Here is a 13,350-nt window from a genome sequence, read left to right as displayed (position 1 = left end):
CCGCCATCGTGCCCGGGATGGCGCCGATACACTCGCTGCCATGTCTGGCCAGTCGCTCCTCACCCCCGGCACGCTGTCCCCGCCCCGCAGGGTGCCGTCCGCCATCCCGCGCCCCGAGTACGTGGGCCGGCCCGGCCCCACCCCGTACACCGGCCCCGAGGTGCAGGACGCCGAGACGGTGGACCGGATGCGGATCGCCTCGCGGATCGCGGCGCGGGCCATGCAGGAGGCCGCCGCGGCGATCCGGCCCGGGGTGACCACCGACGAACTGGACCGGATCGCGCACGAGTACATGTGCGACCACCGGGCCTACCCGTCCGACCTGGGATACCGCGGCTTCCCCAAGTCGATCTGCACCTCGCTCAACGAGGTCATCTGCCACGGCATCCCCGACTCCACCGAACTGCGCGACGGCGACATCGTCAACCTGGACGTGACGGCGTACATCCACGGCGTGCACGGCGACACCAACGCCACCTACCTGTGCGGCGAGGTCGACGAGGAGTCGCGGCTGCTGGTGGAACGCACCCGGGAGTCGCTGGACCGGGCGATCAAGGCGGTCAAGCCGGGCCGGCAGATCAACATCATCGGCCGGGTCATCGAGTCCTACGCCAAGCGCTTCGGGTACGGCGTGGTGCGGGACTTCACCGGCCACGGCATCAACACCTCCTTCCACTCCGGGCTGGTCGTGCCGCACTACGACTCCCCGCACGCCACCACCGTCATCCAGCCGGGCATGACGTTCACCATCGAGCCGATGCTGACGCTGGGCAGCTACGACTACGACGTGTGGGAGGACGGCTGGACGGTGGTCACCAAGGACCGCAGGCGCACGGCCCAGTTCGAGCACACCATGGTCGTGACGGCCACCGGCGCCGAGGTGCTGACGCTGCCGTAACGGATTGGGTCGGCGCCGCCTTGACGGACCGCGGGGCGCCGCCGCAACGGGCCGCGGGGGTGCCTCCGCAACGGGCCGCGGGGAACGTTCGCCCGCGCCGGGCCGGTGACCGGTGCGCGGCGGGGCGCGGATACCTCGGGGAGCGCACGCGGGCCGGACAACGCCCGGTAATCTGGCGGCGTTTCCCCGCCCGGTGCCGCCCCGCCGCCCGGCGCCCCGTCCCCCTGGGGGTCCGCCCCCGTGAAGGAGCCGACGTCCCGATGTCCGCGCCGTGCGCCGTGCGACCGCCGCTGTCCCCGCGCCGACCGGCCGCAGCCCGGCGGTACTCCCGCCGGCTGTCCGCGCTGGCCGCCGTCCTGCTGCTGTCCTCGGCGGCCACCGGCTGCGTGACCGTCCACGGCCGCACCGCGCTGATCCCGTCGGTGTCGAAGGCGGACGCCCGCAAGGCGCTGGCCCGGTTCGTCTCGGTCGGCAACCGGGCCAACATCAAGCTCGATCCGTCGCTCAACTCCCAGGTGGAGAGCGGCCCGATGTACACCGTCGACGAGAGCTACATCCGCGGGCAGCACACGTTGCACCCGAACGGGAACCCGCAGTACAAGCCGCTGGTGCTGACGGACACCCGCCTGCTGATACCCCGCCAGGTCGGCTGGCCCAAGTGGTTCGTGGCCGACACCGGGGAGAACCGCGACAACGGGCGGTGGATCCTGGTCTTCACCCACAGCGCCGCCGCCCGGCCGTGGACCGTGTCGTACCTGGTGGCGACCGGCGCCGGGGCCGACCCGGACTTCGCCACCGACCGCCAGGGGTACGCGGAGCCGGTGCCGTCGGCCGGGACCTCGCTGGCGGTGCAGCCCGGCGAGCTGGGCGCCCGGTACGCCGCCTACCTGCACAGCGGCACCGGGGCCGCCGCCTTCGCCCCCGGACCGGCCACCACCGGGGCCCGGGCCGAACGGCGGGCGCAGTTGCGGCCCCAGCAGGGCGTCGCCACCCAGTTCGCCGACGAGACCGGCGACCCCAAGCGCTACCCGGCGGTGGCGGTGCGCCTGACGGACGGCGGCGCGCTGGTGTTCTTCAGCAGCCAAACGCAGCGCGAGCAGACCATCGCGAGCGGCACCTTGAAGGTGACCGACCAGAACGTCACGGCGCAGCTGACCAGCCCGGTGCACAAGTCGATCACCGAGTACACCTTCACCGAGGAGGGCGCCGAAGTCCCGCCGGCCGGCGCCAGGGGCGGTGCCGCCGTGCGGTTCCTGGCCCAGATCTCCCAGCTGATCGACGCCCGCGGCGCCTGAGGCCGACGGCGCGGGGCGGGGCGGGGCGGGAGGCACGCCGCCCTCCGCCTCCGGGACAGCGCCGCGCACGGGCAACGATGGGCCGCAACCGGCGGCGCGACAATCACACCGCGCCGTCCGCCTCCGGGACGGCGACGCGGGCGCAGGCGTCGGTGAGCACGTCGAGCAGCGTCAGCGGGTCGGGCAGCGGCAGGAGGGGCGGGCGCAGCCAGTCGACCGCGGTGCCGTCCGGCAGGCGGGACGGCGGCAGCAGCACGTAGGAGCCGCGGCAGTGCCAGCGCAGGCCGGGGTGCTCCTCCAGGGTCTCCGGATGGCAGTCCAGCTCGCAAGGCCACCACTCGTCCTCGTCGTCCGGGGTGCCGCGGCTGGCGGTGAAGAACAGCGTGCGGTCCTCGCCGTAGCGGGCCACCGGGCCGGTGGCGGTCCCCCGGGCGTCCAGCCGGGCCAGCGCGAGCCGGCCGGCCTCGGCGGGCACGTCGAGCACGTCGTGGCCGGTGCCGGTGGCGCTGATGAAGTTCGACCGCGGGTCGGCGCGCAGCCAGCGGGTGACGCGTTCGGGGTCGGCGCTGGCCTCGGTCTGCCAGGCGAAGGAGACCGGGTGCATGCCGGGCGTCGGGCACCCGACGCGGTCGCACGAGCAGCCGTAGCCGCTGGGACGGGCGGCTGGCGCCACCCGGAACGCGGCGGCCACGGCGGCCAGCAGGAGCCGGTCGCGCTCGGCCGAACCGGCCGGGGTGTCGGCCCCCGCCGCGCCGGGGCGCCTGCGCAGCCATCGCGACACCTTGTTACCGCGTTCCATCGAGCCCCTTTCCACGTGGTCCGGGCAGGTTCGTCCCGCCCGGAATCCACGGTCCATCCTGCTACGTCCGAAGCGCTCGCGCGGCGCCGGGGTGGTCGGGTGCGGCGGCGAGGCGGGCGCGCGGCGCCGGACGGCCGCCGGCCCGCCGGGTCCGGCCGGGGCGGTCGGGGCCGGTGTGGCGGGCGTTGGGTACGGAACGGGTGGTTTTTCCGGCCGAGCGGTTTTTCCCGACACCGCGTCGGGAAGTGTCCCGGGTGACCGGCGCGCCGTCCGGCCCCGGCCCGATCCGCTCGGAGGCCCCTCGTGACCGCCACCACCACCCCGTTCTCGACCCTGATCCGCGCGGCGACGCAGGAACAGCACGCGCGGGCCGAGGCGTCGCCGTTCATGGCGGACCTGCTGGGCGGCCGGCTCGGGGTCGCGGCGTACGCGCGCTACACCGAGCAGTTGTACTTCGTCTACGCGGCGCTGGAGGCCGGCGCGGCCAAGCTGGCCGGCGATCCGGTGGCCGGCCCGTTCCTGCGCCCGGAACTGACCCGGCTGCCCGCGCTGGAACGTGATCTGGACCACCTGTCGGGGCCGGGGTGGCGGCGGACCGCCCGGCCGCTGCCGGCCACCGCGGCCTACGCGGCCCGCGTCACCGAGGTGGCCAGCGACTGGCCGGCCGGCTACGTCGCGCACCACTACACCCGCTACCTCGGCGACCTGTCCGGCGGCCAGGTCGTGCGCGGCATCGCCGAGCGGACCTGGGGCCTGGAGCACAAGGGCGACGGCGTGCGGTTCTACGTCTTCGAGGAACTCGGCAGCCCGGCCGCGTTCAAGCGGGAGTACCGCGAGGCGCTGGACGCGTTCGCGGCGGACGAGGCGGAGCGCGAGCGGGTGGTCGAGGAGTGCCGCACGGCGTTCACCTTGAACACAGCGGTCTTCGCCGACCTCGGCGGGCTCTTCCCGCACCACGCGCAGGCCGGCTGACGGCGCTTCCGGGGCAGGGGCGGGAGGCGGGCCGGCCGGTGCGTTCCGGCGGCGACCTGACGCCCCGACGACCCCTCCGGCGCGGGACCGGACCGCCCCTCCCGGCGCACCGCGGCGACGCCCTGACGCCCCGAAGGACGCTCCGGCGCGAGGACCCGGATCACGGCCCGGCGGCATCTCGCGGCAGCGCGCGGCATCGTGCGACGTCACGCTGCCCGGGGCCGCCGCATTACCACCGGGAGGTCCGTGACGGGCCGCCCGGCCGGAATTGTCTGCCCATACTGCTACTGTCTGCGATTCCCCGTCACCCTTCGGCGGATCAACAGCACTTGCACAGGACGGTAGTTCATGGCGATTCTCCGGGCGACCCAGAAGGCCCAGGTCATCGAGAAGCTCTCCCAGGCGGCCCCGGCCGGCGAGACCTTCATAGCCTGCGTCCACGCGGAGACCGGTCCGAGCCCCTGGCTCAACACGCTTTTCGACCGCATCCCGTTCGTGGGCCTGATCGTCGCCCTCACCCGGCGGTTCTACTTCCTGACCCTCACCAACACCTCCGTGGTGGTCAACAGCGCCAGCCGCTGGACCAACCGCCCCGGCGAGATCGTCGCCGTCTTCCCGCGCCACGCGATGCCGGTCGGCCGGATCAAGCGGGCCACGCTGTGGAGCTCGATGTACGTGCAGTTCCCGGGCGAGGCCAAGGCGACCCGGCTCAACATCCACCGCTACTGGCGTGACGAGCTGGACCAGCTGATCGCCTCCTTCCCCGCCACCGCCTTCCCGGCGGACGCCGTCCAGGCGGCCGCCGGCCTGTGAGTCGCGTCACCCTGGGGAAGTTGTAAAGGCGACACGCTGCACGGCCGTCACATGACGCGCAATCTTCACCCGTCCGGCTCGTGCATTTCGGCGCGTGGGGGAGGACCATTTGTGCGCGTACGTAACCCGCGTACCACCGGAGCCTCAACCATGAGGAGCCCTCATTGCGCACGAATCGCGTCGCCGCACCACGGCGCTACCTGATGTGTCCACCCGCGCACTTCCAGGTGACGTACTCCATCAACCCCTGGATGGACCCGGCCAAGCCGGTGGACACCGCGGTCGCCCTGCTCCAGTGGGAGGACCTGCGGGACCGCTACCGGGCGCTCGGGCACACGGTCGAGATCCTCGAACCGGTGCCCGGGCTGCCCGACATGGTCTTCTCGGCCAACGGCGCGACCGTGGTCGACGGCAAGGTGTTCGGTGCCCGGTTCGCCAACGCCGAGCGGTGGGACGAGGCTCCGGCGCACCTGGAGTGGTTCCGCGCGCACGGCTACACCGAGATCCACGAGCCGGAGCACGTCAACGAGGGTGAGGGCGACTTCACCCCGACGGCGTCGTGGGTGCTGGCCGGGGCGGGCTTCCGCAGCAGTCCGGCGGTGCGCGCCGAGGCGCAGGAGTTCTTCGGCCGCCCGGTGATCGGCCTGGAGCTGATCGACCCGCGGTACTACCACCTCGACACCGCGCTGGCGGTGCTCGACGGCGACGAGGTCATGTACTACCCGGAGGCGTTCTCGGCCGGCAGCCGGGCGGTACTGGCCCGGATGTTCCCCGACGCCCTGCTGGCCACCGAGGACGACGCCCGCGCGTTCGGCCTCAACGCGGTCAGCGACGGCCTGCACGTGATCCTGCCGGTGCAGGCCACCGGGCTGGTGCAGCCGCTGCGCGAGCGCGGGTTCGAACCGGTGCCGGTCGACATGTCGGAGCTGCACAAGGCCGGCGGCAGCGTGAAGTGCGTCACGCAGGAGCTGCGGGACTGATCCCGGCGCGGCGGGCCTGTTCCTCCCGGGGCAGGCCCGTGGCCAACGAACCGCACCCGGGCCCTGAGGCGGCCGGGCCGCTCGCGGCAGGCGCCGAGGCGGCCGGCGGACCGCGCGGTGGTGCGCCGCACGGGGGGCGTCGCGCGGGCGGGCGCCGCGGGTGGTGCGCGGCGTGCGGATCGCGGATAGCGTGCGGGACCGTAACCGATCTTCGACTTCGGAGGGTCCATGCCCGAGCGCACCTCGTACGACGCCGTGATCGTCGGCGGTGGCCACAACGGGCTGGTGGCGGCCGCCTACCTGGCCCGGGCGGGCCGCTCGACGCTGGTGCTGGAACGGCTGGCGGGCACCGGCGGCGCGGCCGTGTCGACCCGGGCGTTCCGCGGGGTGGACGCGCGGCTGTCGCGCTACTCCTACCTGGTGAGCCTGCTGCCCCGCAAGATCGTCGACGACCTGGGACTGTCGTTCGCGGTGCGGCGGCGGCGGATCTCCTCCTACACCCCGACCCCGGACGGCGGCGGCCTGCTGGTCGACGTCGAGGACGCGGCCCGCACCCGCGACAGCTTCCGGCGGCTGACCGGCTCCGACCACGACTTCGACGCCTGGCAGCGCTTCTACGCGATGACCGGCCGGGTCGCGGCCCGGGTCTTCCCCACCATGACCGAGCCGCTGCCGTCGCGCGCCGAGCTGGAACGCCTGGTGGACGAACCGGCGGCGTGGCAGGCGCTGTTCGAGCGGCCGATCGGGGAGAGCGTGGAGGCCGCCTTCGACGACGACGTGGTGCGCGGCGTGGTGCTGACCGACGCGCTCATCGGCACGTTCAGCCACGCGCACGACCCGTCCCTGCGGCAGAACCGCTGCTTCCTCTACCACGTCATCGGCGGCGGGACCGGCGACTGGGACGTGCCGATCGGCGGCATGGGCGCCTTCACCGACGCGCTGGCGGGCGCGGCGCGCTCGGCCGGCGCGGAGATCGTCACCGGCGCCGAGGTCACCGCGGTGCGCACCGACGGCACCCGGGCCGAGGTCAGCTGGGCCGGCGGTACGGTCGACGCCCGGCACGTGCTGGTGAACGCCTCGCCGCGGGCGCTGGCCGCGCTGCTGGACGAGCCGGAACCGGAGCGGCCCGAGGGCGCCCAGCTGAAGGTCAACATGGTGCTGTCGCGGCTGCCGCGGCTGCGCGACCGCGGCGTCGACCCGCGCGAGGCGTTCGCCGGGACGTTCCATGTGGCCGAGTCCTACGACCAGTTGGCGACCGCGTACCGGCAGGCGGCGGCCGGCGAGGTGCCGGCGGCACCGCCGTCGGAGATCTACTGCCACTCGCTGACCGACCCGTCGATCCTGTCGGCCGAGCTGGTCGCCTCCGGCGCGCAGACGCTGACGCTGTTCGGGCTGCACGCGCCGGCCCGGCTGTTCGACGCGGACCCGGACGGCACCCGGGAGGCGCTGCTGCGGGCGACCGTCGCCCAGCTCGACGGGGTGCTGGACGAACCGCTGGAGGACTGCCTGCTGCGGGACGCCGACGGCCGCCCCTGCGTGGAGGCGAAGTCGCCGCTGGACCTGGAACGCGAGGTCGGCCTGCCCGGCGGCCACATCTTCCACCGCGACCTGTCGTGGCCCTACGCCGAGGACGGCACCGGGCGCTGGGGCGTGGAGACCGCGCACGGCAACGTGCTGCTGTGCGGGGCGGGCGCGGTGCGCGGCGGCGGCGTCAGCGGGGTGCCGGGGCACAACGCGGCGATGGCGGTCCTGGAGTCCGACTGACGCGTGCGGTACGGCAGTTAACGACGCGTCATGTCTGACGTGCCGTCACGACTGCTCATACGCGGTGCCGTTACCCGGCGTCCGGCTGGGGCGGCGGCCACGGGTCGCCCCAGTCGGTGTCGCGGGCGGCCCGGTAGAGGTCGCCGTGCCGCTTGGAGACGGTGGTCCGGCGCACGGCGCCGTCGGCCTCGCACAGGTCCAGCAGGACCTGGCCCTTGCGGATCTGCGGGTGCCGCACGACGCGGCCGGCGGCGGGCCCGGCGCCGGGCAGGTCGCGGATCGCGGCGACGTAGGAGAACTTCTCGTCCTCGTAGGCCAGTTGGCCGCCCTTGACCTGCCGGTGCAACGCGGACCTGCTGACCCGGGCGGCGAAGTGGCACCAGTCGTCACCGGTCAGCGGGCAGCTGTCGCCGTGCGGGCAGGGGGCCAGCACGGTGAAGCCGGCCTGCGTCAACCGCGCCCGGGCCTCAAGGATCCGGGCGTATCCGGCGGGCGTGCCGGGTTCGGCGACCAGCACCGCCCGGCCGGCGGTGGCCGCCGCGGCGATCACCGACTCCCGGTCGGCGTCGGCGAGTTCACCCAGTACGTAGCTGACGGTGACCAGGTCGGCGGCGGGCAGGGTGAGCGCGGCGCCGATCGCCTGGCGCTGCCAGCGCGCCGTGCGCAGCGCCAGGTGCGAGGCGCCGGCGGCCAGCGCCTGCCCCAGGTCCAGCGCGGGCTGCGCCCAGTCCAGCACGGTCGCGGTGTACGGCTGCGGCCAGGCGTCCGCCACCGCCCAGGTCGCCGCACCGGTGCCGCCGCCGACGTCGAGGTGGCTGCGCGGCGCCCACTCCCCCGCCCGGGCCCGGAACGCCGCCAGCGCCGCCCGCACCGCCTGGAACGTCGCCGGCATCCGGTACGCCGCGTAGGCGGTCACGTCGGCCTCGTCGCGCAGCACCGGCGCGTCGGTCGGGGTCCGCCCCCGGTAGCTGGCGATCAGCCGCTCGACGGCCCGGGCCGCCTGCTTGGGCGCGATACCGTCCAGCCGCGCGGCCAGCGTCGCGCGCAGTTCGTCGTCAAGGGTGAGGTCAGCCCGGTCGTCCACCGGGACAGCCTAGGCGCTGCGACGGTCGCCGCCCGCCGCCCGCCGGGGGAACGGGTCGCCGTGCACCGGTGAGGGGGCCGGCTCGCCTCCCGGGCCGTCCGACCCGGGATCGCAGGTCAGTGGCCCGGGGCGCGGGAACCGCGGCCCGGCGGGCGACCGTCCTCGTCCAGCGCCCGGCGCGCGCCCACGGGCGCCAGCCGGCCGGTGAAGCCCGCCCGGCACAGCCGCTCGTACGCGTCCAGCACGTCCGCCGGCACTTCCTGCTCGATCATGAACCCTTCCGCCGGGTAGATCAGCAGCCGTTGCAGAGCGCCGACGAGCATGTCGACGACCAACCGCGCGTCGCCGATCGACCCGACGTACTCGTCGAGGTTCTCGGAGGTCGACGCGCTCACCACGTCCACCTGCGGCCAGAGCTTGCGGGCGGTCGCGTAGGCCCGCCGTTCCTCATAGGGCTTGCTCACCAGGAGTACCGACCCGACCGGGACGCCGCGGTCTTCGAGCAGGGCCCGGGAGAAGGCGATGTTCTCGCCGGTGTTCCGCGCCCGGGGCTCGACGAGCACGGCGTCCGCCGGCACTCCCAGTTCCAGGGCGCGCTCGCGGTAGCGCACCGCCTCGCCCTGGGGCATCCGCTCCCGCGTCGTGGGGCTGTTGGCGCCGGTGAAGACGAGGAGCGGGACCATCCCGCGGTGGTACAGCCCGGCAGAGGCGTCGGCCACGCCCACGTCGTGACTGCCCAGGCCGACGGCCACCGAGCACGGGCGCACCCGGTGGTCCATCCGGTGGTAGTCCCAGACCCGTTGGGCGTCCTGCCACGTCTGCGGTGAGAACACCATGCCTTTGCTCCTTCCGCGGGGTGCGAGCCGGCTACGGGGTGCGAGCCGAGTCGGGGACCTTGAAGTCGTAGGACCACGCGAAGCGCGAGGCGGCGTGCACGCCGATCGCGTATTCGACCACGGTGCCGTCGGCGATGCGCGTGGTCCGGCGCAACTCCACCACGGGTTCACCGGCAGGGAGCAGCAGGAGCTTCACCTCCTCGCGCGTCGGCACCCGGGCGAAGAGCTCCTCCCGCATGTGGTCGATCTCGTACCCGGCGTCGTAGAGCGCCCGGAAGCCGCCGCCGCGGCCCGCCGGACCCGGACTCGGATCGACGATCCGGGTTCCTTCCACGTGCTCCGGGCGGTAGTAGCTGGTCAGGGTGTGGGTCGGCCGCTCGCCCTCTTTGACCAACCGGGCGCGGGCGTAGACCGGGGCCCCCACCGGCAGACCGAACGCGGCAGCGACAGGCGCGGTGGCCTCCACCCGGCTGACGGTCTGGGTCTGTTCGCCGCGGCGGTGGGGCCGTCCGGATGCCACCCGGTCCGCGATGAAGGCGACCTCGTCACCGTCGCGCCACTTGGCCTTGTCATAACGCTCCATACCCAGGCGCTCGAGCGGGGTCCGCGGGCGCACGACCGTCCCGTGGCCGCGGGATGACGTGACCAGCCCTTCCGCCTCCAGCGCCTTGTAGGCGGCGTGCACGGTGGCCCTGGAGCCCTCCCCGGCGTCGACCAGGTCCCTGATGTGCGGCAACCGCTGTCCCGGTGCGAACTCACCGGTCCTGATCCGTTCGGCCATCCTGTCGGCCAGCTCGCGCCACTTCGGTGCCATGCAGCACTCCTCTCACCAGGGAGAGTGAACCACACAGTCCTAGGACTGTTGACACCTTCGGGATTGCGAGCGCACAGTCTCCTCAAGGGGACGCAGTCCTGGGGCAGCGCCCGAAAGGCGCTTCCCTGCTCGTGGTTGATCCCGCGTCCGGAACAGCAGCGCTGTCGGTCCTCACCGCCCGACCCACCGAGGGGGTCTCGCCATGCAGTCACTCGTCAACCGCATCAAGCTCGCCGCGACGCCGACGGCACCGCACTGCGCCCGCGCCCACGTTCGCCACACGGTGCTGTCCTGGGCCGTCCCGCACCTGTTGGACGACGCCCGGCTCATCGTGTCCGAACTCGTCACGAACGCCGTCGAGGCGACGGGACGGCCCGAGCGGGACCGGACGTGCTGCGTCCCGGAGACGCTGCCCGTCATCGCCGTGCGGACGAGGATCAGCGGGGACAAGTTCTTCATCGAGGTCTGGGACAACGACACCGTGCCGACGGACCGCGAAGCGCAAGCCGATCGAGACCCCGACGAGGGTGGGCGCGGACTGGGCATCGTCACCGCCCTGAGCCGGGACTTCGGGGTCGTCGTCCTCCCGGGGCGCGGAAAGATCGTCTGGTCGGAACTGTGCGCCGGACCGGGCGTCGCCAGGGTGCGCCGGGCGGCACCGACGCCCCTGCCGCCGACGTACCGGCGGATGCCGCTCGCCGCGCCCCGGCAACCGGTGGGGGCGAGCACACCCGGGCCGGCCTTCACGCGGCACGCCGCGGACCGGTGGGCGTGAACACGGTGGTCAGCCCGGTCGTCCACCGGGACAGCCCAGGCGCTGCGACGGTCGCCGCCCGCCGCCCGCCGGGGGAACGGGTGACGGGCGGCGAGTGCGGGGCCGGCGGGTGCCGGGGGTGCCGGGGGTCGGTCAGCCCATGGCGTCGCGGACGTTGCCGTACCAGCTGGCGGGGCCGCCGCCGTTGACGCCCTCGGCGTTGAAGTACTCCCAGCCGGCGACGCCGCCGAAGTCGGAGTGCTCCGAGGCGAGGGAGCGTACGGTGCCGGCCAGCGTGCCGGGGTCGACGTAGCCGGAGCAGGTGCCGGGGTTGGTGACGGTGCCGGCGACGACGCGGGAGGCGGCGAACCCGTTGGCCAGCACGGCGTCGTAGCCGGAGGTGGAGGACAGGTCGCCCCAGCCGCAGTAGAACTGCGCGTTGTACCAGTTGATCTGCGAGCCCATGTCGCTCTCCAGCTGCTTGTAGCTGAAGCCGCCGGAGAAGGACGAACCGCCGGACAGGTCGCTGGCGACCGGTGCGAGCGTGATGACGAACGAGCTGCCGAAGTCGGTGCGCAGCTGGCTGATCAGGTGCTCGGTGTCGGCGAGCGAGAACGACTCCTCGATGTCGAGGTCGATGCCGTTGAAGTGGTAGGTCTGCAGGGTGTTCTTCAACAGGGCGTAGTAGGTGTTGAAGTCGTTGTGGAGGTTGGCGTACGAGCCGGCCGCCGCGCCGCCGAGCATCGCCTCGACCCGCACGCCGCTGCTCTGCATCGCGGCGAGGTCGGTCCACATCTGGTTGAACTTCGGGTCCGACGGCGGGTCGTCGTTGAGGTGGATCGTCCCGTCGCCGTTGAGGTGGAACGCGGCCACCTCGACGTCGGTGGCGATGCCGTTCAGCGGCGAGGGCGAGACGTACGTGCCGTTGTCGTACTGCGTCTGGTAGTACGCGACGACGTGCTCGGTGCCGGTCAGCGCGGGGGCCGCGGCGGCGGCCGAGGCGGCGGAGGGCGCGAAGGCGGTGAGGATCGCGGTCGCGGCGGCGGCGAACGCCAGCGTGACGCGGCGTCTGGGACGGGAGGCCATGAGGCGCATTGCGTACTCCTGGTGCAGGGGGTGGTGGGGGGTCTTCCCTGGTACAGGTGGAGCGGTTCGTGCAACTGCTGGTGCCGACACTCCGCGCAAAGCTCCAGACCGTCAATACCTCTGTCATCTGCCCTGACAACGATGTCCACAACCGCCCCCGTTCGTCCGGACCGCGAACTGGCCGGATTCGTACGCCTGTCCGCTACCCGGCTCCTCCCGACAGCGACCGGGACGACGGCGGCTCCCGCTCCCCCGCGGCCGGCAACTCGGCTGATCGCGGGGTGCGTTGCGCGGCGACAGCGGTCCGGGCGGAGGCGTTCGGCCGCGCCGCGCGGGCGGTCCTTCCGGTCGGGCGAGGGGCGGAATCCGGCCGGGAAAGGGGCGTTGGCGCGGTGGGGGTGCGCCGGGGCGGGGACGCGGTGATGGGATGGGGCGTATGACGTCGAACGTGCGCACCGTCGCCGTGATCAGTGACATCCACGGCGTGCTGCCGGCGCTGGAGGCGGTGCTGGCCGAGCCGGACGTGCGCGGCGCGGACCGTGTCGTGCTCGCCGGGGACCTGGCGGCCGGGCCGATGCCGGTGCCGACGCTGGATCTGCTGGCGTCGCTCGGCGAGCGGGCGCTGTGGGTGCGCGGCAACGGCGACCGCGAACTCGTCGAGCTGCGGCGCGGTGCCGGCGGCGCGGTCCCGGACCCGGTCGCGCCCTGGGCCGCGGCCCAACTGCGCGAGGACCAGGTGGCGTTGCTGGCGGCGCTGCCCACCGGCGTGGAGCTGGAGGTGGACGGTGTGGGGCGGGTGCTGTTCTGCCACGCGACCGCGCGCGACGACGAGGAGGTCGTGCTCGTCGACTCCCGCCCGGCGCGCTGGGCCGAGGTGCTCGACGGCCTCGACCCCGGCATCGGCACGGTGGTCTGCGGCCACACCCACATGCCGTTCGCCCGCCTGACCCACGGCCGCCTCGTGGTCAACCCCGGCAGCGTCGGCATGCCCTACGGCCGTCCCGGCGCCCACTGGGCCCTGCTCGGCCCCGGCGACACGGTCCAGCTGCGCCGCACCCGCTACGACGTCGACGCCGCCGCCGCCACGATCACCGCGCGCTCCGGCTACCCGCAGGCCGCCGCGTGGGCCCGCGAGTACGTCCGCGCCACCGCGACCGCGGAGGAGGCGCTCGACGCGTTCGGCCCGAGGGACGGGCGGTAGGGGGGCGGTAGGGGGGCGTCGGGGGGCACGGGTCGTCAGGGGTTCACGGGTCCA

13 protein-coding genes are annotated in these 13,350 nt (G+C 73.9%); 8 read left to right on the top strand and 5 right to left on the bottom strand.

The window, feature by feature from the left end:
- Positions 1 to 40 precede the first annotated feature (40 nt).
- Both map and POF43_RS02670 read left to right on the top strand, forming a co-directional pair.
- Positions 41 to 898 carry a type I methionyl aminopeptidase gene (gene map, locus POF43_RS02675; RefSeq protein ID WP_271314579.1) on the top strand — a complete coding sequence of 286 codons (858 nt, stop codon included), beginning with the start codon at positions 41 to 43 and terminating at the stop codon, positions 896 to 898.
- A 260-nt stretch (positions 899 to 1,158) separates the two neighbouring features.
- On the top strand, positions 1,159 to 2,193 hold the full coding sequence (locus POF43_RS02670) for an SCO2278 family lipoprotein (protein WP_271326035.1): 1,035 nt from the start codon (positions 1,159 to 1,161) through the stop codon (positions 2,191 to 2,193).
- A gap of 103 nt (positions 2,194 to 2,296) precedes the next feature.
- Here the strand turns inward: POF43_RS02670 and POF43_RS02665 are convergent, their stop codons facing one another.
- Entirely contained in the window at positions 2,297 to 2,992 is a 696-nt protein-coding gene (locus POF43_RS02665) for a bifunctional DNA primase/polymerase (RefSeq protein WP_271314577.1), read from the bottom strand.
- Positions 2,993 to 3,295: 303 nt separating this feature from the next.
- On the opposite strand from POF43_RS02665, the gene POF43_RS02660 reads away from it, so the two are divergent.
- The 4 genes from POF43_RS02660 to POF43_RS02645 all read left to right on the top strand — a co-directional run bounded on the left by POF43_RS02660 (position 3,296) and on the right by POF43_RS02645 (position 7,521).
- A complete protein-coding gene (locus tag POF43_RS02660; RefSeq protein ID WP_271314576.1) occupies positions 3,296 to 3,964 on the top strand; it encodes a biliverdin-producing heme oxygenase in 669 nt (222 codons plus the stop codon).
- Between the two features lie 348 nt (positions 3,965 to 4,312).
- Positions 4,313 to 4,777, top strand: coding sequence for a hypothetical protein (locus POF43_RS02655; RefSeq protein ID WP_271324153.1), 465 nt, complete (start codon positions 4,313 to 4,315; stop codon positions 4,775 to 4,777).
- Between the two features lie 203 nt (positions 4,778 to 4,980).
- Entirely contained in the window at positions 4,981 to 5,757 is a 777-nt protein-coding gene (ddaH, locus tag POF43_RS02650) for a dimethylargininase (protein WP_271314583.1), read from the top strand.
- A 228-nt stretch (positions 5,758 to 5,985) separates the two neighbouring features.
- Positions 5,986 to 7,521, top strand: a complete 1,536-nt coding sequence (locus POF43_RS02645) for a phytoene desaturase family protein (RefSeq protein WP_271314574.1) — start codon at positions 5,986 to 5,988, stop codon at positions 7,519 to 7,521.
- A gap of 70 nt (positions 7,522 to 7,591) precedes the next feature.
- Here POF43_RS02645 and POF43_RS02640 read toward each other — a convergent pair whose 3' ends face one another.
- From POF43_RS02640 to POF43_RS02630, 3 genes are all read right to left on the bottom strand, one after another.
- Positions 7,592 to 8,605, bottom strand: a complete 1,014-nt coding sequence (locus tag POF43_RS02640; RefSeq protein WP_271324152.1) for a small ribosomal subunit Rsm22 family protein — start codon at positions 8,603 to 8,605, stop codon at positions 7,592 to 7,594.
- Between the two features lie 116 nt (positions 8,606 to 8,721).
- Positions 8,722 to 9,438 (bottom strand): YdcF family protein, encoded by a 717-nt coding sequence (locus tag POF43_RS02635; protein WP_271324154.1) that lies wholly within the window; start codon positions 9,436 to 9,438, stop codon positions 8,722 to 8,724.
- 34 nt (positions 9,439 to 9,472) lie between these two features.
- A complete protein-coding gene (locus tag POF43_RS02630; RefSeq protein ID WP_271314572.1) occupies positions 9,473 to 10,255 on the bottom strand; it encodes a GntR family transcriptional regulator in 783 nt (260 codons plus the stop codon).
- A gap of 202 nt (positions 10,256 to 10,457) precedes the next feature.
- Between POF43_RS02630 and POF43_RS02625 the strand changes: the two genes are divergently transcribed.
- The gene (locus tag POF43_RS02625; RefSeq protein WP_271324151.1) at positions 10,458 to 11,030 is read left to right on the top strand and encodes an ATP-binding protein; all 573 of its coding nucleotides are present in this window, start codon (positions 10,458 to 10,460) and stop codon (positions 11,028 to 11,030) included.
- A 132-nt stretch (positions 11,031 to 11,162) separates the two neighbouring features.
- Here POF43_RS02625 and POF43_RS02620 read toward each other — a convergent pair whose 3' ends face one another.
- Positions 11,163 to 12,104, bottom strand: a complete 942-nt coding sequence (locus POF43_RS02620; protein WP_271325991.1) for a glycosyl hydrolase family 18 protein — start codon at positions 12,102 to 12,104, stop codon at positions 11,163 to 11,165.
- A gap of 427 nt (positions 12,105 to 12,531) precedes the next feature.
- Between POF43_RS02620 and POF43_RS02615 the strand changes: the two genes are divergently transcribed.
- Positions 12,532 to 13,296: a metallophosphoesterase family protein gene (locus POF43_RS02615; protein WP_271316118.1), complete on the top strand. Its 765-nt coding sequence runs from the start codon at positions 12,532 to 12,534 to the stop codon at positions 13,294 to 13,296.
- Positions 13,297 to 13,350 lie beyond the last annotated feature (54 nt).

Origin of the sequence: Streptantibioticus silvisoli (assembly GCF_027947535.2) — a bacterium.
Taxonomy (GTDB): Bacteria; Actinomycetota; Actinomycetes; order Streptomycetales; family Streptomycetaceae; genus Streptantibioticus_C; species Streptantibioticus_C silvisoli.
The sequence above is the reverse complement of the archived record's forward strand: the minus strand, read 5'-3'. Positions and strand labels throughout refer to the sequence as shown.